This is a genomic window from Streptomyces boluensis (genome assembly GCF_009908195.1).
In the GTDB taxonomy this organism is placed as follows: domain Bacteria; phylum Actinomycetota; class Actinomycetes; order Streptomycetales; family Streptomycetaceae; genus Streptomyces; species Streptomyces boluensis.
Genome location: NZ_JAAAHS010000095.1, coordinates 1 through 22446, shown reverse-complemented (window position 1 = coordinate 22446; position 22446 = coordinate 1). Strand labels below are relative to the sequence as shown.

8 protein-coding genes and 1 pseudogene are annotated in these 22446 nt (G+C 72.2%); 7 read left to right on the top strand and 2 right to left on the bottom strand.

The genetic code is table 11. The annotated features are described in order from the left end of the window. The 7 genes and pseudogenes from GUY60_RS14810 to GUY60_RS14780 form a co-directional block, all read left to right on the top strand. The coding region (locus tag GUY60_RS14810; RefSeq protein ID WP_161697828.1) for an SDR family NAD(P)-dependent oxidoreductase at positions 1-4604 on the top strand (4604 nt) is incomplete at its 5' end. Positions 4605-4612: 8 nt separating this feature from the next. Then, positions 4613-10372 (top strand): annotated as a pseudogene (locus GUY60_RS14805) (type I polyketide synthase); the annotation flags it as partial. Between the two features lie 40 nt (positions 10373-10412). After that, positions 10413-16748 (top strand): type I polyketide synthase, encoded by a 6336-nt coding sequence (locus GUY60_RS14800; RefSeq protein WP_161697824.1) that lies wholly within the window; start codon positions 10413-10415, stop codon positions 16746-16748. Positions 16749-16813: 65 nt separating this feature from the next. Continuing rightward, on the top strand, positions 16814-18037 hold the full coding sequence (locus GUY60_RS14795) for a cytochrome P450 (protein ID WP_161697822.1): 1224 nt from the start codon (positions 16814-16816) through the stop codon (positions 18035-18037). Positions 18038-18123: 86 nt separating this feature from the next. Next, positions 18124-19344: a cytochrome P450 gene (locus tag GUY60_RS14790; RefSeq protein WP_161697820.1), complete on the top strand. Its 1221-nt coding sequence runs from the start codon at positions 18124-18126 to the stop codon at positions 19342-19344. 81 nt (positions 19345-19425) lie between these two features. After that, the gene (locus GUY60_RS14785; protein ID WP_161697818.1) at positions 19426-19887 is read left to right on the top strand and encodes a nuclear transport factor 2 family protein; all 462 of its coding nucleotides are present in this window, start codon (positions 19426-19428) and stop codon (positions 19885-19887) included. 221 nt (positions 19888-20108) lie between these two features. Then, positions 20109-20558, top strand: coding sequence for a nucleoside deaminase (locus GUY60_RS14780; RefSeq protein WP_312866308.1), 450 nt, complete (start codon positions 20109-20111; stop codon positions 20556-20558). A gap of 12 nt (positions 20559-20570) precedes the next feature. Here GUY60_RS14780 and GUY60_RS14775 read toward each other — a convergent pair whose 3' ends face one another. Next, positions 20571-21029, bottom strand: coding sequence for a MaoC family dehydratase (locus GUY60_RS14775; protein WP_161697816.1), 459 nt, complete (start codon positions 21027-21029; stop codon positions 20571-20573). Positions 21030-21076: 47 nt separating this feature from the next. Beyond that, on the bottom strand, positions 21077-22420 hold the full coding sequence (locus GUY60_RS14770) for an MFS transporter (protein ID WP_161697814.1): 1344 nt from the start codon (positions 22418-22420) through the stop codon (positions 21077-21079). Positions 22421-22446 lie beyond the last annotated feature (26 nt).

The window sequence follows — 22446 nt, the reverse complement described above, 5'->3', positions numbered from 1 at the left end:
TTATAAGAGACAGGTTCTCGGACGACCCCGACGAGCGCGGCACCTCATACGTACGAGAGGGCGGATTCCTCTACGACGCCGCGGAGTTCGACGCGGACTTCTTCGGCATAGCGCCGCGCGAGGCGCTGGCCATGGACCCCCAGCAGCGGCTGCTGCTCGAAGTTTCCTGGGAGGCCCTGGAACGGGCCGGGATCGACCCGCGGTCGCTCCGGGGGAGCAGGGCGGGGGTGTTCACCGGGGCGATGTACCACGACTACGGCGCGCGGCCCGGCCTGGACACCGAAGAGGTGGAGGGATACCTCGGTACGGGCAGCGCGGGCAGCGTCGTCTCCGGACGGATCTCCTATGCCCTGGGGCTCGAGGGACCGGCCCTGACGGTGGACACGGCCTGCTCCTCCTCCCTGGTCGCGCTGCACCTCGCGGTGCAGGCGCTGCGCCGCGGCGAGTGCTCGCTTGCGCTGGCGGGCGGGGTGACCGTGATGTCGACGCCGACGACGTTCGTCGAGTTCAGCCGGCAGCGCGGCCTGGCCCCTGACGGCCGCTGCAAGTCGTACGCCCGCGCCGCGGACGGCGCCGGATGGAGCGAGGGAGCCGGAATGCTGCTCCTGGAGCGGCTGTCGCAGGCCCGGCGCCAGGGACACCCCGTCCTGGCGGTGATCCGGGGCTCCGCGGTCAACCAGGACGGTGCGAGCAGCGGACTGACCGCGCCGAACGGGCCGTCGCAGCAGCGGGTGATCCAGCAGGCGATCGACGACGCGGGCCTGTCGACCACGGACATCGACGTACTCGAAGGGCACGGGACGGGGACGCCGCTCGGCGACCCGATCGAGGCCCAGGCCGTCGTTGACACCTTCGGCGGCGACCGCGAACAGCCGCTCTGGCTGGGCTCGGTGAAGTCGAACATCGGTCACGCACAGGCGGCCGCGGGCGTCGCCGGGGTCATCAAGATGGTCCAGGCCATGCGTCACCGCGTACTGCCGAAGACCCTGCACGTCGACGAGGCCTCGCCGCACGTCGACTGGTCGGCCGGAGCGGTGCGGCTCCTCACCGAGCAGCGGGACTGGCCCGCGACCGGGCGGCCCCGGCGCGCGGGGGTCTCCTCCTTCGGCATCAGCGGCACCAACGCCCATGTGGTGGTGGAGCAGGCACCCGAGCCCGACCCGGCCGACGCCGACCGCACTGTCGCGGAACAGGGGCCGCTGCTCTGGGCCCTGTCGGGCCGGACCGGCGCGGCGCTGCGCGCCCAGGCCGAGCGGCTGCTCGAGCAGGTGGAGGCGGACCGCGGGCTGCGCCTCGCCGACGCCGCGTACTCCCTCGTCACCACCCGGACGGCTTTCGAGCAGCGGGCCGCCTTCGTGGCGGCGGACCGGGACGAAGTGGTCGGTGAACTGCGCATGCTCGCCACCGGCGAGCTGCCTGTCGCCGGAGCGCGGGGCGAGCCGTCCAAGGGCAGACTCGCGCTCCTGTTCACCGGTCAAGGCGCCCAGCGCGTGGGGATGGGCCGCGAACTGTACGCGCGCCACCCGGTGTTCGCGCAGGCCCTCGACGCGGTCTGCGCCGACCTCGACCGCCATCTCGACCGCCCGCTCAAGGACGTGATCTTCGGGGCCGCCGGGACCGAGGGCCTGCTCGATGAGACCCACTGGACCCAGCCCGCGCTGTTCGCGGTCGAGGTCGCGCTGTACCGGCTCGTCGAATCGTGGGGCGTACGACCGGACTTCGTGTCCGGCCACTCCATCGGCGAGCTGGCCGCGGCGCACGTCGCCGGAGTGCTGTCGCAGGCCGATGCCGCCGCCGTCGCGGCCGCGCGCGGCCGTCTGATGCAGGCGCTGCCACCGGGTGGCGCGATGGCCGCGGTCCAGGCAGGCGAGGACGAGATCGCGCCGGTGGTGGCCGGACACGGCGGCCGCGTCGCCGTCGCGGCGGTCAACGGCCGGTCCTCCGTGGTCGTCGCCGGGGACGAGGACGCCGTCGACGCCGTCGCGGCCCACTTCGCCGAGCGGGGCCGCAAGACCACACGGCTGCGGGTCGGCCGTGCCTTCCACTCGCACCACATGGACGCGATGCTCGGGCAGTTCGCGGCGGTGCTCGAAGGCGTGACCTTCAAGGCGCCCCGGATACCGGTCGTCTCCGCCTGCACCGGCGCTCCGGTGACGGCGGCGGAGCTGTGCAGCCCGCGGTACTGGGCACGGCACGCACGGGACACGGTCAGATTCCTCGACGCCGTCCAGGCCCTGGAGGCCGAAGGCGTCGACACGTTCCTGGAGATCGGCCCCGACGCGGTGCTCACGGCGACGGGACCCGACTGCGCCGCCTCGCCGGACTCGGTGTTCGCCGCGCTGCTGCACCGCAACGAGCCCGAACAGCGCGCCCTGCACGCGGCGTTCGGCCAGCTGTACGTGCGCGGCGTCGAGGTGGACTGGCCGGCCGTCTTCGCCGGCACCCGAGCCCGCCCCGTGCCCCTGCCGACGTACGCCTTCCAGCGGGAGCGGTACTGGCTCGACGCGTCGGACGGCGACACCCGGGCCACGGCGCGGCTCGACGACCACCGGTACCAAGTCGCCTGGCAACCGCTGCCGGAGCCAGGCACGGCACGTCTTACGGGCCGTTGGCTCGTCGTCTCCGCGCCCGCCGGCGGCGCGCCGGAGCTGTCCGCCGCGCTGCGGGCGGCTGGGGCGGCCGAGGTCGTGGAGCTGACGGTCGATGCCCGGACCGCGGCCGATCGTGCGCCGCTCGCCCGCCGGCTGCGCGAGATCGCGGCACAGCAGCCTCTGACAGGCGTGCTGTCCACGCTCGCCCTGGACACACCCGCCCTGGACGCATCCGCTCTGGACACACCCGCCCTGGGCGCACCCGCCCCGGTCGGCATCGTCCCGGACCAACTCGCCCCGGAAGGAGGCTCGTTGCCGGGCGGCGATGGGCTCCCGGGTGGGTTCACGGCGACCGTGGTCCTCTCCCAGGCCCTGGCGGACGCCGAGATCGCCGCTCCCTTGTGGTGCCTCACGCAGAGTGCGGTGCCCGCCGGGGGTGAGCCGGTCCGGCGGCCCGAGCAGGCGGCCGTATGGGGCCTTGGCCGGGTGGCGGCCCTGGAGCGGCCGCGGCACTGGGGCGGCCTCGTCGACCTGCCGGCCGCCGTCGACGAAGACGTGTGGCCCCGGCTCGCCGCAGCGCTTGCCGACCCCGGCGGCGAGGACCAACTCGCCCTGCGCGCCGAGGGGTTGCACGGCTGCCGTCTGGTGCGCTCAGCCCCGCTGACCGGCGCCCCGGCCCGCGCGCCCTGGCAGCCCACCGGCACCGCACTGGTGACGGGCGGGACGGGAGCGCTCGGCGCCCATGTGGCCCGCTGGCTGGCCGGCCGCGGCGTGCCGCGGCTGATCCTGCTCAGCCGCCGGGGCCCGGACGCCCCCGGGACAGCCCAGCTCAAGGCCGAACTGGCCCTGACGGGCTGCGAAGTGACCTTCGTGGCCTGCGACATCACCGACGCGGACCGGCTGCGGCAGCTCGTCGACGCGCTGCCCGCGGACCAGCCGGTGACCACCGTGGTGCACGCGGCGGGCGAGGTCCACCTGGAGCAGCCCCTCGCCGAGTCCTCCCTCGCACAGCTCCAGGAGGTCATGGCCGCCAAGCTGAACGGCGCCAAGAACCTGCACGACGTCTTCGACGGTACGCGGGGGAAGGCCCCCGACACCTTCGTGCTGTTCTCATCCTGCGCCGGACTCTGGGGCAACGTCGGACAGACGGCCTATGCGGCGGCCAACGCCTACCTGGACGGCCTGGCCGAATCCCGCCGAGGCGACGGGCTTGCCGCGACCTCTGTCGCCTGGGGTGCCTGGGCCGGCGCCGGCATGGCCGCGGGCGACACCGGCGACCTGCTGCGCGAACGCGGTGTGCCCCCGATGGCTCCGCAGACCGCCCTCGCCGGACTGCAGGCCGCTCTCGACCGCGACGAGACCACCACGGCCTTCGCGGACATCACCTGGGACCGGTTCGCCCCCGCGTACACCATGGTCAGGCCGTTCGCGCTGCTCAACGACCTGGCCGATGCGCAGCGCGCCCTGCACGCCGCCCCCGGGCCGGCCCGAGTGGACCGTCTGCGTGGGGAGTTGGCGGACCTGACGGAAGAGGACCGGACGCGAGCCCTGCTCGATCTGGTCCGCAGCCAGGCCGCCCACGTGCTCGGCCGTCGCACCGGGGACGACATCCGGTCCGGGACGGCCTTCACCGACCTCGGATTCGACTCGATGATGTCCCTGGCGCTGCGCGAACGGCTGAACGAGCGCACCGGGCTCACCCTGCCGACCACCGTCGTCTTCGACCACGCGACCCCGCTCGGCCTCGCCCGGCACCTGCTCCCGCAGCTCCTCCCGGACCGTGCCGGAGGAGCCCGGCTCCTCGCCGACCTCGACCGGTTCGAAGCGGTCCTGGCCGCCCTGCCGCCCGGTGACGCGACGCACCCGCTGGTCATCACCCGGCTGCGGGAGCTGCTACGGCCATGGGACCGACCCGGGCCCGCAACGGCCGCCGCGGCCGACGGTGACGCGCTGGACTCGGCGACCGACGAGGAGATCTTCGACATCGTCAACAAGGAGCTGGGAATCTCGTGACCGGGACAGAGGACAAACTCCGCCAGTACCTGAAGCTCGTCACCACCGAACTCCGGCAGACGCGTACCCGCCTGGAGCAGCGCGAGCAGGAGCCCATCGCCATCGTGGCGATGGCGTGCCGCTACCCCGGCGGCACCGAGTCGCCGGAAGACCTGTTCCGCCTGGTCACCGAGGGTGCCGACACGGTCGGTGCGCTGCCCGACGACCGGGGCTGGGATGTGGACGCCTTCTACGACCCGGAGCCCGGCACTCCCGGAAAGAGCTACGTACGTACCGGCGCCTTTCTCGATCACGCGACGGAGTTCGACGCCGAGTTCTTCGGGATCAGTCCGCGTGAGGCCCTCGCCATGGACCCGCAGCAGCGGCTGTGGCTGGAGATCGTCTGGGAGGCGGCGGAGCGCGCCGGTATCGACCCGGTGTCCCTGCGCGGCAGCCGCACCGGCGTCTTCGCCGGAGTGACGCACCAGGGATACGCCTTCCCCTCGCGGCCGCGCACGGACGACGAGGTGGCCGGGTATCGGCTGACCGGCACCACCACGGCCGTCGTGGCCGGACGCGCCGCCTACGTCCTCGGCCTGACCGGCCCGGCGGTGACGATCGACACCGCGTGCTCGTCCTCGCTTGTGGCCCTGCACCAGGCCGCGGGGGCGCTGCGGGCGGGGGAGTGCACGCTGGCCCTGGCCGGTGGCGTCACGGTGATGCCGGCCCCGAGCGCTTTCGTGGAGTTCAGCCGGCAGCGCGGCCTGGCGGCGGACGGCCGCTGCAAACCCTTCGCCGCGGCCGCCGACGGCACCGGCTGGGGCGAGGGTGCCGGTGTCCTGCTCCTCGAACGGCTCTCGGACGCGCAGCGCAACGGCCATCCGGTCCTGGCCGTCCTCCGTGGTTCCGCGGTGAACCACGACGGCGCCGGCAATGGCCTGACCGCACCCAATGGACCGGCCCAGCAGCGCCTGATCCACCAGGCCCTGGCCGACGCGCGGCTGCCCGCCACGGAAGTCGACGCGGTGGAGGCCCACGGAACCGGCACCACGCTCGGTGACCCCATCGAGGCACAGGCGCTGCTTGCGACGTACGGGCAGGGGCGACCCGCGGAACAGCCGCTGTGGCTGGGCTCGTTGAAGTCCAACATCGCCCACACGCAAGCCGCGTCCGGTGTCGCCGGAGTCATCAAGATGGTCCTCGCCATGCGGCACGGCGTCCTTCCGCGGACCCTGCATGTGGACGAGCCGACGCCGCACGTGGACTGGGAGTCCGGCGCCGTCCGGCTGCTCACCGAAGCCCGCGCATGGCCCGAGAACCCCTGGCCGCGCCGGGCCGCCGTGTCCTCGTTCGGTGTCAGTGGCACCAACGCGCACCTGATCGTGGAAGAGGCACCCGCCACCGACGGCGACGACACGGCGGTGCAGGCGGGCCCGGCCGGGACCGCGCTTTCGGCGGTTCCCTGGGTGATATCGGGCGTGAACCGCACGGCACTCGGCGCGCAGGCCGCGCGCCTGGTCGCGCACGCCGGCACCCGGAACGCGGGCGCCGAGGACACCGGCCGCGCGCTCGTGACGACACGGACGGCGCTCCCGCACCGGGCCGTGGTCGTCGCCCGGGACCGTGCGGAACTCCTCGAAGGAGCCGCGGCCCTGTCCCGGGGAGAGGAGAGCCCCGCTGTCGTGTCCGGCGTGGCGCCGGACGACTGGCGTGACCCCGACGCGCTCGCGCGGGAGAAGACCGTGTTCGTCTTCCCCGGCCAGGGCGCACAGTTCGCGGGCATGGCCACCCAACTCCTCGACACCTCGGCGGAGTTCCGCGCCGCGATGGAGGAGTGCGCGGCGGCGCTCGCCCCGCACGTGGACTGGTCCCTGCTCGACGTTCTGCGCGGCGACTCCGAGGACTGGCTCGACCGCGTCGACGTCGTCCAGCCGGCGCTGTTCGCCGTGATGGTCTCGCTGGCGAAGCTGTGGCGTACGGCAGGGGTGGAGCCGGACGTGGTCGTGGGCCACTCCCAGGGCGAGATCGCGGCCGCGTACACCGCCGGCATCCTGTCGCTCGACGACGCGGCCCGCGTGGTGGCCGTGCGCAGCAAGGCACTTCGCGCCCTGGCCGGCCGCGGTGGCATGGCGACCGTCTCCCTGACCGAGGAAGCGGCCGCGGCCCGCATCGAGCCGTGGGGCGGGCGCCTTTCGGTCGCGGCGGTCAACGGCCCCGCGTCGGTCGTGATCTCCGGCGAGGCCGACGCTCTGGACGAACTCCTGGACACGCTGGGCGCCCAGGGCATCCGCGTGCGCCGTGTCCCGGTGGACTACGCGTCCCACTCCCCGCAGGTCGAGCCGGTGCGCGCGGAGCTCCTCGAGGCATTGTCGGATGTGGCGCCGCGGCCCGCGTCCGTACCGTTGCGCTCCACGGTCACCACCGAGATCGCGGACGGCGGCGAACTCGGGGCCGACTACTGGTACGGCAACCTGCGCCGGCCGGTGCGCCTCGCGGAGGTCACGCGGGAGCTGGCGGACACCGGCCACCGGGTCTTCGTGGAGATCAGTCCGCATCCGGTGCTGACCGTTCCGCTCCAGGAGACCCTGGAGTCGGCCAGGACGCCCGGAGCCCTGGTGACGGGGACCCTGCGCAGGGACGACAGCGGATTCGACGGCTTCCTGCGCGCGGCCGGGCGGCTGTACGTCCAGGGCGTACCGGTGGACTGGGCGTCGCTGTTCACCGACAGCGGGGCGGCGCCCTGCGCACTGCCCACCTACGCGTTCCAGCGCCAGCGCTACTGGCTGGACGAGGACGACGTGGCCACGGACGTCGCGGCCACCGGACTGGCCCGCGCCGATCACCCGATCCTCGGGGCGGTCGTCGAAACCGCGACCGGGGACGGGCTCGTCCTCACCGGACGGATCTCGGCCCGGACCCATCCCTGGCTCGCCGACCACACGGTGCTCGGAACGGTCCTGCTCCCGGGCACGGCCTTCCTCGAACTGGCCATGAAGGCAGGGCAGTTGACCGGAGCCGACCGGGTGCGGGAGCTGACCGTGCAGGCGCCCCTAGTGCTTCCGGAGGGCGGTGACGTCACTCTTCAGGTGGTCGTCTCGGGGGCCTCCGATGCGGCAGGCGTCGTGGGAGCGTCAGATGCGCCGGGCGCGTCAGATGCTCCCGGCGGCGAGGAACGGACCGTCACCGTGCACTCCCGGTCCCACGACGGTGAAGCCTGGACCCAGCACGCGACCGGCATCCTCACCCGGTACGAGCCGGAGGAGACGGACACCGCGACGGCGGAGGCCGCCGAAGAGGCCGAAGGGACCGCGGTGTGGCCCCCGAGGGACGCGACCGCGATCGACGTGGCGGGGCTCTACGAGCAACTGTCCGACCAGGGGTACACGTACGGTCCGGCCTTCCAGGGCCTGCGCGCGGCCTGGCGACAGGGCGACAGTGTCTTCGCCGATGTGCGCCTCGACGAGGAACTCCTCGGCGACGCCGAGGAGTTCGTGCTGCATCCGGCTCTCCTGGACGCGGCCCTGCACGCCGTGGGGCTGATGCCACAGGAGCCGGGCCACGAGCAGGCGCGGCTGCCGTTCTCGTTCAGCGACGTCTCGCTGCACGCGGTCGGGGCGTCAGAGCTGCGGGTGCGCCTGGCCCCGGACGGACCGGACGCCGTCACCCTGACGCTAGACGACGCCGCCGGGGCGAGGGTCGCGACGGTGGAGCGCCTCGCCCTGCGGCCCGTCGACCCCCAACTCCTGCGATCCATCGGGCAGTCCGCCGGGCAGTCCGGGAACGACGGTCTGTTCCGGCTCGCGTGGCAGCCCGCCATGCCTGCCTCGTCCGCGCCGCCGGAGGCGTCCGGCTCGTGGTCGCTGGTCGGCTGTGAACACACCGTCAGTGGTGGTGCGGAGCAGCCGGCGGTACGGCACGAGCCCGGACTCGACGCCCTGCGCGAGCACTTGAGCGGGGGTGGCCACGACGCACCCGACGTGGTCGTGGTGAACTGCGCCGCGCTCACCGAAGCCGCGCTCACCGAGGCCACGCTCACCGAAGCCGCGCCCGCCGAAGCCGCGGCCCGCACCGGCCGGAGCGCCGTCGAGGACGCTGCCGCGCGAACGCTGGCGTTGGTGCAGGAGTACCTGGCCGATGAACTGCTCGTCGATTCCCGGCTCTTGCTGCTGACCCACGGCGCGGTGGCGGCGAACACCGAGGAGTCCCCCGACCTCGCCCAGGCCGCGATCTGGGGCCTGGTGCGCACCGCGCAGACGGAACACCCCGGCCGCCTCGTCCTGGTCGACACCCGCGAGGCCGTCACCCCGGTCGAGGAGCTGGCCGCGGCGCTGGCGACCGGCGAACCCCAGACCGCGATACGCAACGGCACGGCACTCGCGCCCCGGCTGGCTGCCCGGCCCACAGAGCTGGCTGCCCGGCCCACCGAACGACAGGCACCGGCAGGTCGCCCGTTCGCCGAAGGAACCGTGCTGCTCACCGGCGGCACCGGTGTCCTCGGCGCCATGATCGCCCGCCACCTGGTGCGCGAACACGGCGCACGGAACCTGCTGTTGGCGAGCCGACAGGGGCCTGAGGCCCCGGGAGCCGCAGAGCTCGTGGCGGAGCTGACCGCCGCCGGCGCCGTGGCACGGGTGGCCGCGTGCGATGTCTCGGACCGGGAGGCGCTCGCCGCACTGCTCGGCGAGATACCCGACGACGCGCCGCTGACCGCGGTGATCCACGCCGCCGGTGTCCTGGACGACGCCGTGGTCACCTCCCTGACGCCGGACCGGCTCAGCGGCGTACTGGCGCCGAAGACCGAGGCGGCCCGGCACCTCGACGAACTGACCCAGAACATGGACCTGTCGGCGTTCGTGCTGTTCTCGTCGGCTTCCGGAACGCTCGGCACCGCCGGGCAGGGCGCTTACGCGGCGGCCAACGCCGCCCTGGACGCGCTGGCCCACCGCCGTCGCGCGGACGGGCGGCCCGCCATCTCCCTGGCCTGGGGCTTCTGGGAGCGGCAGAGCGCGATGACCGGCCACCTGGGACAGCGGGACCTGGCCAGGATCACCGGGTCCGGCCTGCGACCGCTGTCGTCGGAGCAAGGGCTGCGCCTCTTCGACGCGGCGATGGCGGCCGACGACGCGGTCCTCGTACCGCTGGGGATCGATGCCGCGACCCTGCGCGCACGCGCCGCCTCCGGCTCCGTGCCGCCCGTGCTGCGCGCCCTTGTGGCCGCACCTCCGCGCAAGGCGGCCTCCGGGCATCGGACCACCGACCCGTCCTCACCGGCCCTGGTCGAGGGCCTCGACCGACTCCCGGAGGCCGAGCGCGAACAGGCCCTCCTGGACCTCGTACGCAACGCCGTGGCGGCGGTGCTGCACCAGCCCGTAGCCGAAGTCCTCAGCGCCCGGGGCTTCTTGGACATGGGCTTCGACTCACTGACCGCGGTGGAACTGCGCAACCGCCTCGCCGCCGCGACCGGCATGCGGCTGCCCACGACCCTCGTCTTCGACCACTCCACGCCCGCTGCCGTGGCCTCCTACCTCGGCACCCGCCTTGCCCCGGCGGCGCCCCACGGCGGCGCCTCGCTGCACGCCGATCTCGACCGGCTCGAACACGGGCTCCGCTCCCTGGGCGAAGCGGACGACCTGCGGGGCCAGGCGGTGCTCCGGCTGCAGGAACTCCTCGCCGAGCTGGGCACGACGGCGGGCTTCCCCGCGCCGGACGGTGTCGGCTCGCAGCTCGACGCCGCGTCGGACGAGGACCTCTTCGATCTGGTGGACAGCAGCTTCAACACGGGCCGATGACAAGCCGCTGCGTCGGCTGACGGAAGGTATGTGACAGACCATGGCAGATGAGGCGAAGCTTCGTGAATATCTCAAGCGGTCGATCGCGGAAGGGCAGCGGACACAGGAGCGCCTGACGGAGGTGGAGTACAGGTCTCACGAGCCCCTCGCCGTGGTCGGTATGGCCTGCCGGTACCCCGGCGGCGCCAACAGCCCCGAAGAACTGTGGGAGTTGGTCGCCGAGGGCAGGGACGCGCTCTCCGGCCTGCCGACCGACCGTGACTGGGACCTCGACCGTCTCCTCGCGTCCGACCCCGACCGCCCCGGCACCTCGCACGCCGGAGTGGGCGGTTTCCTGGACGCGGCCGCGGACTTCGACCCTGCGTTCTTCGGGATCAGCCCGCGCGAGGCCCTCGCCATGGACCCCCAGCAGCGGCTGCTCCTCGAACTGGCCTGGGAGGGCTTCGAGCGGGCGCGGATCGACGCGGACTCGCTGCGCGGCAGCCGGACCGGTGTCTTCCTCGGCGTGATGTACAGCGACTACGGCGGCCGCTTCGCGCAGGCCCCCGAGGGGCTCGAGGGCTATCTCGGCAACGGCAGCGCCGGCAGCGTGGCCTCCGGCAGGGTGGCGTACACCTTCGGTCTCGAGGGCCCGGCGGTGACGGTCGACACCGCGTGCTCGTCCTCCCTTGTGGCCCTGCACCAGGCCGCGGGGGCGCTGCGGGCGGGGGAGTGCACGCTGGCCCTGGCCGGCGGGGTGACGGTGATGTCGACCCCGGGCGTGTTCGTGGAGTTCAGCCGGCAGCGCGGCCTGGCGGCGGACGGCCGCTGCAAGTCCTTCGCCGCGGCCGCCGACGGCACCGGCTGGGGGGAGGGCGGCGGCGTCCTGGTCCTGGAACGGCTCTCGGACGCGCAGCGCAACGGCCATCAGATCCTGGCCGTACTGCGGGGTTCCGCGGTGAACCAGGACGGTGCGAGCAGCGGCCTGACCGCGCCGAACGGGCCGTCACAGCAGCGGGTCATCCGGCAGGCGCTGGCCAATGCCCGTCTTTCGCCCGCCGATGTGGACGCGGTGGAGGCGCACGGCACCGGGACCCGGCTCGGAGACCCGATCGAGGCAAGCGCCCTGGTCGCCGCATACGGCCAAGGACGCCCGGCGGAACGGCCGTTGTGGCTCGGATCGGTGAAGTCCAACATCGGGCACACGCAGGCGGCCGCCGGTGTCGCCGGTGTGATCAAGATGGTTCAGTCGCTGCGGCACGGCGTCCTCGCGCAGACCCTGCACGTGGACGAGCCGACGCCGCACGTGGACTGGTCCGACGGCACCGTGCGGGTCCTGACCCGGTCCCGCGCCTGGCCCGACAGCGGGCGGCCACGCCGCGCGGGGGTCTCCTCCTTCGGAGTCAGCGGCACCAACGTCCATCTGATCCTGGAGCAGGCACCCGTCGCGGCGGCCGAGCCCGCCGCACCCGCCACCGGGAGCGGCGCGGACGCCGTACAGCCCTGGCTCCTTTCGGCCGGGAGCGAGGCCGCTCTGCGCGCCCAGGCACGCCGCATGAACGCCCGTCTCACCGAACGGCCCGACGAACACGGTGCCGACGTGGCCTCGTCCTTGGCGCTCCGCGGCGCTCTCGACCAGCGCGCGATCGTGGTGGCCCGGGGCCGGGACCAGGTGCGCCGGGCGTGGGACGCCCTGGCCGAGGGCGATTCCGCCCCCGGCCTCGTCCGGGGCAGCGCGACCGAATCCCGCCTGGCCTTCCTGTTCACCGGCCAGGGCAGCCAGCGCCGTGACATGGGCAGCGAACTCCACGAGGCCTACCCGCAGTTCGCGCAGGCGTGGGACGAGGTCTGCGCGGAGCTGGACCTTCATCTGGACCGCTCCCTGAAATCCGTGCTCTCCGACACCTCGGAAGGACTCCTGGACCAGACCCGGTATGCGCAGCCGGCCCTGTTCGCGACCGAGGTGGCCCTGTTCCGGCTCCTTGAACACTGGGGCGTACGGCCGGACTTCGTCGCCGGGCACTCCGTGGGGGAACTGGCCGCGGCGTACGTCGCGGGCGTCCTGTCCCTGCCGGACGCGGCGCGTCTGGTCGTGGCCCGCGGCGATCTGATGCAGCGGATGCGGCCGGGCGGGGCGATGCTGGCCGTCCAGGCGACGGAGGACGAGATACGTCCGCTGCTCGAGGGACGCGACGACGCCGTCGCCGTCGCCGGGGTCAACGGCCCCACCTCCGTGGTCATCAGCGGCGACGGGACCGCGGTGGAGGAGATCGGTCGGCGGTTCGCGGCGGACGGCCGGAAGACCCGGCGCCTGCGGGTGAGCCACGCGTTCCACTCCCCGCACATGGACGGCATGCTGGACGAGTTCCGCGGCGTGGTGCAGACCGTCGACTTCCACCCGCCGCGCATTCCGCTGGTGTCCACGCTGACCGGCACGGTCGTCGACGCGGAGCAACTGCGCAGCCCTGCGTACTGGGTGCGTCAGGCACGCGAGGCCGTGCGTTTCCTCGACGCTGTCCGCACCCTCGAAGCCCGCCACGTCGGCGCCTACTTGGAGGTGGGTCCCGACGGTGTGCTGACGCCCCTGGCCGAGGACTGCCTCACGGGTTCCGCCACGGGCTCTGCCCCGGTCCTTGCCGCGACGCTGCGCGCGGGCCGCCCCGAGGAGGAGACGCTGGTCACCGCCGTGGCCCGGCTGCACGCCCATGGCGTACCGGTGGACTGGCGGAGCTTCTTCGCGGCGAGCGGCGGTCGGCCGGTCGATCTGCCGACCTACCCCTTCCAGCGCCGGCGGTTCTGGCTGTCCGCACCGGCGCACGGGCAGGCGGAGTTCAGCCCGTCCCGCGCGGGCCTGCGCGAGGCCGGCCATCCGCTGCTCGGGGCCGTCACGGAGTGGGCGGCGGAAGGGGAGCTGCTGTACACCGGCCGGCTCTCGGCCGCGGACCAGCCCTGGTGCCGCGACCACCAGGTCCTTGGCACCCCGCTGCTGCCGGGTACCGCCCTCGTGGACATGGTCGCCGGGGCCGCCCGGCACACCGATACGCCGGACATCGAGGAGTTCACCCTTGAGGCCCCGCTCGTCGTGACCGACGGTGCCGCCACCCGCGTCCAGGCCGTGCTCGCCGCACCGGATGACTCCGGTCGGCGCCGGGTGAGCCTGCACTCCAAGGCGCAGGACGCACCGCTGGAGGAGCCCTGGGTGCGGCATGCCACCGGCGTGCTGTGCCCCGCCGGGCACGAGGACGAGCCGGATCTCACCAACTGGCCGCCGTCCGGGGCCATTCCGGTCGACGCGTCCGGGCTCTATGACGAACTGGCCGCAGCGGGCCTGGACTACGGGCCCGCGTTCCGGAGACTGCGGGCCGCATGGCGCCGGGGTCAGGAGCTCTATGTGGAGGTGGCCCCGGACCAGCAGGCCGTGGACCGGACCGAGGGCTACGGCGTCCATCCGGCGCTGCTCGACGCCGCTCTGCACGGCATCGGCCTCGGCGGCCTGATCGAGGCCCAGGGGCAGGCCCGGGTGCCGTTCTCCTGGAACGGTGTACGGCTGCACAGCACGGGACCGGGCCCCACCGCACTGCGCGTACGGCTCGCGCCCACGGGCCCCGACAGTGTGACCCTCGCGGCCGCCGACCAGGAGGGGAGGCCGGTGGCGTCGGTCCGGTTCCTGGTCCTGCGGCCGATCGCCGCGGAGCAGATCCAGGCCGCGGCGGGCGGTGTCCACCGCGACTCCCTGTTCAAGGTGGTCTGGCCCGAGGCCGAGGCCGGTCCCGGCCACGCGGGCCCGGTGCGCCACTGCGCGGTCCTTGACGCGCCGCCCGCCACCGCCGGCGAACCCGTCACCGCCGGCGAACCCGTCACCGCCGGCGAACCTGTCACTGGTGGCGAACCCGCCTTCGGTGGTGAACCCGCCTTCGGCGCCGCGTGCGCCGCGGCCCTGGAGTCGGCCGGTACCCGCACCACCCGGTTCGCCGGCCTGGCTGAACTGGGCGACGCCATCAGCGCGGGGGCGCCGGTCCCCGACGTGGTCGTGATGTCCCCGGGCGACGCCGACCCGGGAGCGGACCTCCCCGCGGCGGGCCGGGACGCCGTCCACCGGGCCCTGGCCACAGCGCAGGCCTGGCTGGCCGACGAGCGCTTCGCGGAATCCCGCCTGGCCTGGGTGACCCAGGGGGCCCTGGCCACGGAACCCGGCGGGGACGCACCGGCCTTGGCACACGCGCCCGTGTGGGGCCTCGTCCGCGCGGCCCAGGCCGAACACCCCGGTCGCTTCCAGCTGATCGACCTGGATGAGGAAGAGTCCTCGCGGCGCGCACTGCCCGCGGTGCTCGGCGGCGATGAGCCCCAAGTGGCCCTGCGCCGCGGCAAGTCCCTGATCCCCCGCCTGGCCCGGACGCCGGTGCCCGCCGCGACCGAGCAGGCCGCACTCGAGCAGGCCGCACTCGATCCGGCCGCGACCGTGCTGGTCACCGGCGGCACCGGAGGCCTCGGCGCACAGATCGCCCGCCGTCTCGTCGAGCGGCACGGGGCCGGACACCTGCTCCTGGTGAGCCGGCGAGGCCAAGAGGCCGATGGCGCGGCGGAGTTGGTCGCGGAGCTGACCGGGCTCGGTGCCCGGGTCACCGTCGCGGCCTGCGACGTCGCCGACCGCAGTGCGCTCGCCGAGCTGCTCGCGGGCATTCCCGCACAGCACCCGCTGGGCGCGGTGGTGCACGCGGCGGGTGTGATCGACGACGGCACGCTCACCTCGCTGACGCCGCAGCAGGTCGACGGGGTGCTGCGGGCCAAGGTGGATGCCGCGTCCCATCTCCACGAACTGACCCGCGACACCCGCCTCGCGTCGTTCGTGCTGTTCTCCTCGGCGTCCGGTGTGCTGGGCGCCGCGGGACAGGCCAACTACGCGGCGGCGAACGCCTTCCTGGACGCGCTGGCCCAGCATCGGTCCGCCCAGGGGCTGCCGGCGGTCTCGCTGGCCTGGGGACCTTGGGAGGAACAGCACGGAGGGATGACCAGCGCCCTGGACCGGGGCAGCGTGGCGCGGCTCTCCCGCGCCGGAGCACGTCCCCTGTCCTCCCAGGACGGCCTCGCCCTGTTCGACGCGGCCTTCGCCGGCTCACCTGAGGCTGTGCTGCTGCCGATCCACCTCGACCTCGCGGTTCTGCGCAGCCGAGCGGCCCGTGAGGGAATACCCGCCACGCTGCGGGGACTTGTGCCCGCGCCACGTGAGCAAGCCGCCCCGAACGGGACCCGCCTGGCCCGACTGACCGGTCAGGAGCGTTCGACAGCCGTGCGGGAACTCGTACGGGCACGTGCGGCGGCCGCCCTCGGTCACACATCCGTGGACGAACTCGATGAGGCAAGAGATTTCCTGGAGTCGGGTTTCGACTCGCTCACCGCGGTGGAACTGCGCAACGCGCTGAGCGAGGCGACCGGCCTGCGGCTTCCCTCGACGTTGGTGTTCGACGCGGCCACGCCCGCGGCCCTGGCCGACCGGATCGACCAGATGCTGGAGGACGCCGCTCCCGGAGACCAGGCAGCGGGCCCGGACGCCCCCTCGACCGGGCCGGCACCCGTGGACACGATCGATACGCTCTACCGCGCGGCCTGCGCCCAGGACCGGGTCGTCGAGGCGAACGAGTTCCTGATGGCCGCCGCCAGACTGCGCCCGGCCTTCACCGGAACCTCGGAAGAAGCCAAGATGCCGCAGGCCATGCGCCTCGCGAGCGGCGGCCAGGGACCGTCCCTGATCTGCTTCCCCCCGGTGGCGGCGTCCTCCAACCCTCTGATGTACGCGCGATTCGCCGCGAGCCTCTCCGGAGTCCGCGACGTATCGGTGATGCATGTGCCGGGCTTTACCGAAGGCGAGCCGGTGCCCGCGGACTTCGACACCATGGTCGAGTCCCAGGCCGCGGCCGTCCTGGACTGCGCCGCGGGCGCGCCCTACGCCCTTGTCGGCTACTCCTCGGGCGGATGGCTGGTCAACGCCGTGGCCAGGTACCTCGAAGAGACCGGCGCAGGACCTGCCGCGGTGGTGCTCCTCGACACGTACTTCATCGACAGTCAGCTTCCCCTGCTCCAACCGAGGCTGACCCGGGGCATGTTCGAGCGCGAGGGTGCCATCGGGCGGATCGACCACGTCCGCTGGACCGCGTTCGGCGCCTATCTGCGGTTCTTCTCCACCTACCAGCCGGCCGGCACCCGCGCACCCACCCTCCTGCTCCAGGCGGGAGAAGAAGCGGCGCTGAGCCCCGAAGCCGGAGCGCGCGACCTGGCCTTCCCCATGACGGTCAGGGAAGTTCCCGGTGATCACTTCACGATCATCGAGGACCACGCGGAGACCGTGGCGCACGCCGTGCACCAGTGGCTCGCCGAGCTGCCGGAACACACCGGCGCATGAGCGAAGGCATCCGCGACCGAGTCACCCCAAGTACCCATCGAACTAAGCAGATCGAGAGGTCAGCCATGACGGGAACGACGACCACCCTGACCGCCAGGGAGACGCTGCACGACTACCCGATGCGGCGCGGCTGCCCGTACCAGCCGCCCGCCGAATACGCCGAACTGAGCAAGGAAGGCGCGCTGTCCCGCGTGCGGCTGTACGACGGGCGCTTCGCCTGGCTGGTGACCCATCACCCAGAGGCCCGTGAACTGTTCGCCGACGACGCCCGCTTCTCCTCCAACCACGAGAACCCGGCCTTCCCGATCCTCGCGGAGCGGGAGCGGAACTTCCCCGAGTTCACCCAGGCGCTGTTCGGTCTCGACGGAGACCCGCACAAGGAGCGGCGGCGCATGCTCCTGCCCCGGTTCACCTCCAAGCAGGTCGAGAAGCTGCGTCCGGCCATTCAGAAGGTGACCGACGACCTCATCGACGAGATGCTGGCGAAGGGGGGACCGGCCGACCTGATCGCGGCCCTGGGGCGTGCGGTCCCCGCGACGGTGATCTGCCAGATCCTCGGCATCTCCTACGACGAACACGAGCTGTTCGAGGAGCACGCCCAGGGCATCATGATGGCGCCCACCCTGGATCAGGCCGTCGAGGCCGGCCGGGTACTGCTCGACTACCTGGACCAGGTGGTCGAGGCGAAGAAGGACGACCTGAGCGACGACATCCTCAGCATGCTCATCAAGGAGCGGTTGAACACCGGGCAGTTGACGCAGACCGACGTCTCCAAGCTCATGGTCGCGCTGCTCATCGGCGGCCAGGAGACGACCAACAGCATGATCGGCCTGGGGGTGTTGACGCTCCTGACCCACCCGGAGCAACTGGCCATGCTCCGCGAGGATCCTTCGCTGCTCCCCGGCGCCGTCGAGGAGTTGGTGCGGTATCTGTCCATCGCCGACCTCACCACGCTCCGTATCGCGACCGAGGATGTGGAGGTGGCCGGACAGACGATCAAGAAGGGTGAGGGCGTCATCCTCTCCACCGCGGCGGCCAACCGCGACCCCGCCGTCTTCCCGGACGCCGACACTTTCGACATCCGCCGTTCGACCAAGGGCCACTTGGGCTGGGGCCACGGGCCGCACCGGTGCATGGGCGAGAACCTGGCGCGGGCGGAGCTCGAGATCGTCTTCGGCACCCTGCTGCGCCGCGTTCCCACGCTGCGTCTCGCCGTGCCGGTGGAGGAGATCCCCATGAAGGTCGGTATGACGCTGGAAGGCCTGCTCGCGCTCCCCGTCACCTGGTAACGCCCGGCACCGAGGATCACGCCGAGCCCGTCGCGCACATGGCGCCTCAAGGGCTCGCAGCCACATACGAATTGGGGAGTTTCGCCATGACACAGACCATCACCGAGCCGGCCACCGACCAGCTGCACGACTACCCGATGGCCCGCACCTGCCCGTACCAGCCACCCGCCGAATACGCCGAGCTCAGCAAGGACGGCGCGCTGTCCCGCGTGCGGCTGTACGACGGGCGCCTCGCCTGGCTGGTGACCCACTACACGCAGATACGCGAAATGCTCGCCGACGACAAGCACTTCTCCTCCGACCGCGACCAGCCGACCTTCCCGATGCTCGCGGAGCGGGAGCGGAACTTCCCCGAGATCACCCGGGCCCTGCTCGGTCTCGACGGAGAACCGCACAAGGAGCGGCGGCGCATGCTCCTGCCCTGGTTCACCTCCAGGCAGACCGAGAAGCTGCGTCCGGCCATCCAGCGGATGACCGACGACCTCATCGACCAGATGCTGGCGAAGGGGGGCCCGGTCGACCTGATCTCCGAACTGGGGCGCGCGCTGCCCGCGACGGTGATCTGCCACATCCTCGGCATCTCCTACGACGAACACGACCTCTTCGAGAAGCACGCCCAGGTGATCATGACGGCGCCCGACCTGGATCAGGCCATCGAGGCCTGCCGGGCGCTGCTCGACTACCTGGACGGGGTGGTCGAGGCGAAGAAGGACGACCTGAGCGAGGACATCCTCAGCACGCTCATCAAGGACCGCCTGTACACGGGCGAGTTGACACTGCGGGATGTCTCACTGCTCATGGTCTCGCTGATCATCGCCGGGGAGGAGGCGGCCACCAGCATGATCGGCCTGGGCGTGTTCACGCTCCTCGAGCACCCGGAGCAGCTGGCCATGCTCCGCGAGGATCCTTCGCTGCTCCCCGGCGCCGTCGAGGAGTTGGTGCGGTATCTGTCCATCGCCGACCTCACCACGCCCCGTATCGCGACCACGGATGTGGAGGTGGCCGGACAGGTGGTCAAGCAGGGCGAGGGCGTTCTCCTCTCCACCGCGGCGGCCAACCGCGACCCCGTCGCCTTCCCGGCCCCCGACACTTTCGACATCCGCCGCTCGACCAAGGGCCACTTGGGCTGGGGCCATGGAGCGCACCGGTGCATGGGGGAGACCCTGGCGCGGGCGGAGCTGGAGATCGTCTTCGGCACCCTGCTGCGGCGCATTCCCACGCTCCGCCTCGCCGTGCCGGTGGAGGAGGTCCCCATGAAGGTCGGCATGACGCTGGAAGGCCTGCACGCGCTCCCCGTCACCTGGTAACGCCCGGCACATCGCCCCGCACCCGATATCGCCCGGAACATCGCCCGTCACCTGCAAGCCCGTATCTCCGTAGGAGCCTTCATGGACGACCGTTACGCCATCATCGAGACCTGTGACCGCATGGGCTGGCACACCGACCGCCGGGAATGGGACGAGGCCGCAACCCTGTTCGCCGACAAGGTCGTTCTGGACTACACCAGCCTCGTGGGCGGCGAGCCGACCACCGAGACCCCGACGGAGATCGTCGAGTCCTGGGCGCTGGTGCTCGACGGCTACGAAACCTCACAGCACCTGATGACCAACCACCGGGTGACCCTCGACGGCGACACCGCCGAGTGCACCGCCTCGTACCAGGCGACGCACCGCCTGGAGAACCTCTTCGGCGGACCCCTGTGGCGGGTCGGCGGAACCTACCGCTTCCACCTGCGGCGCTCCGGCGACGTCTGGAAGATCGACGCGCTGACCATGCAGATGCTGTGGGCCGAAGGCAACCAGGGCCTCATGGACCTCGCGGCGAAGCGCGTGGCGGCCCGCAAGAGCTGACCGCGTGGCAGGCTGCTCGGCGAGACTGAGGGGGCGAGCCGACACCGGCTCGCCCTACTCGCGTTCGCGCCGGCTGCCGACGGGCTGTGTTCGAGGACTCGACCAAGGACAACCCCGACCGTCAAGTTCGGTTGAGTCTCCCGGGTCAGCGCGTCGGGGTGCACGCCTCGGATGCGCACCGATTCACTGGATCCGACGAGTGGTTTCCCCGGGAGGCAGCAGTGTCCGAATTCGATGAATCGATGAAACGCGCGATCCAGCAGGCGCGCCTGGGTGGTGCCGAGGGCGGGATCCCGATCGGTGCCGCACTCGTCTCAGGCGACGAGTTGCTGGCCGTGGGACGCAACCGTCGCGTCCAGAAGGCGAGTCCGACCCTGCATGCCGAGATCGACTGCCTGGAAAGGGCCGGGCGGCAGCCGGCCTCCGTCTATCGGCGGGCGACCCTCTTCACCACGCTGTCGCCGTGTTTCCTCTGCGCGGGAGCGGTACTGCTCTACGGGATTCCCCGCGTCGTCGTCGGCGAGAATCGCACGTTCTCGACCAGCGAGGACCTGTTGCGCGGCCATGGCGTGGAAGTCGTGGTCCTCGATCTCGACGAGTGTGCCGAGCTGATGCGGGAATTCATCGCGGCCCGGCCCGAGTTGTGGCACGAGGACATCGGGACCGACTGACGGCCGGCCGGTCTACGGGTAGAAGTGTGTCAGCGACTCCGCCACGCACGCCGGCTTCGCAGAGCCCTCAAGCTCGAACGTGAACGCCCGCGCCATCCGCACCCCGCCCCGCGCCACCTCCGTCACGTCGGTGACGGAGGCGTGCAGGCGTACGCGGCTGCCGACGGGTACGGGTGCCGGGTAACGGACGCGGTCGACGCCATAGTTGAGCGCCCGGCCCACCCCCTTCACCTGGAGCAGTTCGCCGAACATCGGGATGCCCCAGCTGAGCACCATGTAGCCGTGCGCGATGGTGCGTCCGTACGGTCCGGCCGCGGCGCGCTCGACGTCGGTGTGGATCCACTGGTGGTCCCCGGAGACGTACGCGTACGCGTCGATGAGCTCCTGGGTGATCTCCTTCCAGCCGGAGTGCCCGAGGTCGCGCCCGGCGAGGCCGAGGATCTCCGGGATGCCGTGCACGGTCAGGGGCATGGGCGGGGCTCCGTTCGTCGTCGTACGTGTGCGTGTACGTGTGCCGGTCAGGCGGAGGCCGCGACGGTGCGCGGCTCCGGGGCCGGGTCGGCGGCCAGTTCGTCGTGGTTGGGGCGCTTCAGGAGGAGCAGCATGCAGCCCAGGGTGAGCGCGACCTGGAACATGGCGTAGGCGATGACCGCGGTGATGGAGCCGGTCCGGTTGAGCAGGAACTGGCCGACGATCGGGGTCGTACCGCCGAGGAGCGTGCCGCACAGCTGGTAGCACAGGGAGATGCCGGTGTAGCGCAGGTGGGCGGGGAAGCGGCTGGCGAGCATGCCGGCGAGGGCCGCGTAGTACAGGCAGTGCGGGATGGTGGCGAGGGCGACGCCGAGCATCGCGAGGCCGTAGTTGTTGGTGCTGATGAGGACGAACATCAGCGGGAGCAGGACGAGTTCGGGCACCAGCATGACGGTGACCGCGCGGGACCAGCTCCTCATCCTGGTGGCGAGCACGGCGCCGAAGGGCTGGACGAGGACCTGCGTGATGTTGGCGACCAGGATGATCGTCAGGAAGGTGCTGCGGTCGAAGTCGAGGGCGCTGGTGGCCCAGGACAGCGCGAACGTCGACTTGAAGTACGTGGCGGACAGGCCGATGGTGCAGGCGCCGATGCCGAGGGCGATCAGGCCGGGGTGGCTGCGCAGGACCTCGGTGAGGGGCAGCTTGACGACTTCCTTCCGCTCGATGAGCTTCGCCATGGCCGGGGACTCGGCGACCTTGAGCCGGACGAGCAGGCCCACGAGGACGAGCAGGGCGGAGGCGAGGAACGGCACCCGCCAGCCCCAGGACACGAAGGCGTCGTCGGGCAGTTGGCTGATGGCGAGGAAGCTCAGGGTGGCGAGGGTGTTGCCGACGGGCGAGCCCTGCTGGGCGAACGCCCCGTACAACACCGACTTGCCCTTGGGCGCGCTCTCGGAGGCGATGAGGACGGAGCCGCCCCACTCACCGCCGAGACCGATGCCCTGGATCATGCGGATGAGGACGAGGAGGATCGGCGCGGCGACGCCTATGGAGGCGTAGCTCGGCAGCAGGCCGATCGCGGTGGTCGAGATGCCCATCATCAGGAGGGTGATGACGAGGGTCTTCTTGCGGCCCAGGCGGTCGCCGAAGTGACCGAAGACGATGCCGCCGATGGGGCGGGCGAGGAAGCCGACCCAGAAGGTGGCGAAGGCGACCAACGTGCCGATGGCGCCGTCGAGTTCGGGGAAGAACACCTTGTCGAAGACGAGCGCCGCGGCCGTTCCGTAGATGTAGAAGTCGAACCACTCGATGGTGGAGCCGACGAAGGCGCCGAATCCTGCTCGGTTGGCGGCTCTGGTCTCCGCGCGTGAGGTGGCGGTGGACGCACTCATGGGTCGCTCCGTGAACGTCATTGATC

What these genes read in the sequence shown, in the direction of transcription:
- GUY60_RS14800 (WP_161697824.1), top strand. Translation starts at nt 10,413, where the DNA reads ATGGCAGATGAGGCGAAGCTTCGTGAATATCTCAAGCGGTCGATCGCG.
- GUY60_RS14795 (WP_161697822.1), top strand. Translation starts at nt 16,814, where the DNA reads ATGACGGGAACGACGACCACCCTGACCGCCAGGGAGACGCTGCACGAC.
- GUY60_RS14790 (WP_161697820.1), top strand. Translation starts at nt 18,124, where the DNA reads ATGACACAGACCATCACCGAGCCGGCCACCGACCAGCTGCACGACTAC.
- GUY60_RS14785 (WP_161697818.1), top strand. Translation starts at nt 19,426, where the DNA reads ATGGACGACCGTTACGCCATCATCGAGACCTGTGACCGCATGGGCTGG.
- GUY60_RS14775 (WP_161697816.1), bottom strand. Translation starts at nt 21,029, where the DNA reads ATGCCCCTGACCGTGCACGGCATCCCGGAGATCCTCGGCCTCGCCGGG.
- GUY60_RS14770 (WP_161697814.1), bottom strand. Translation starts at nt 22,420, where the DNA reads ATGAGTGCGTCCACCGCCACCTCACGCGCGGAGACCAGAGCCGCCAAC.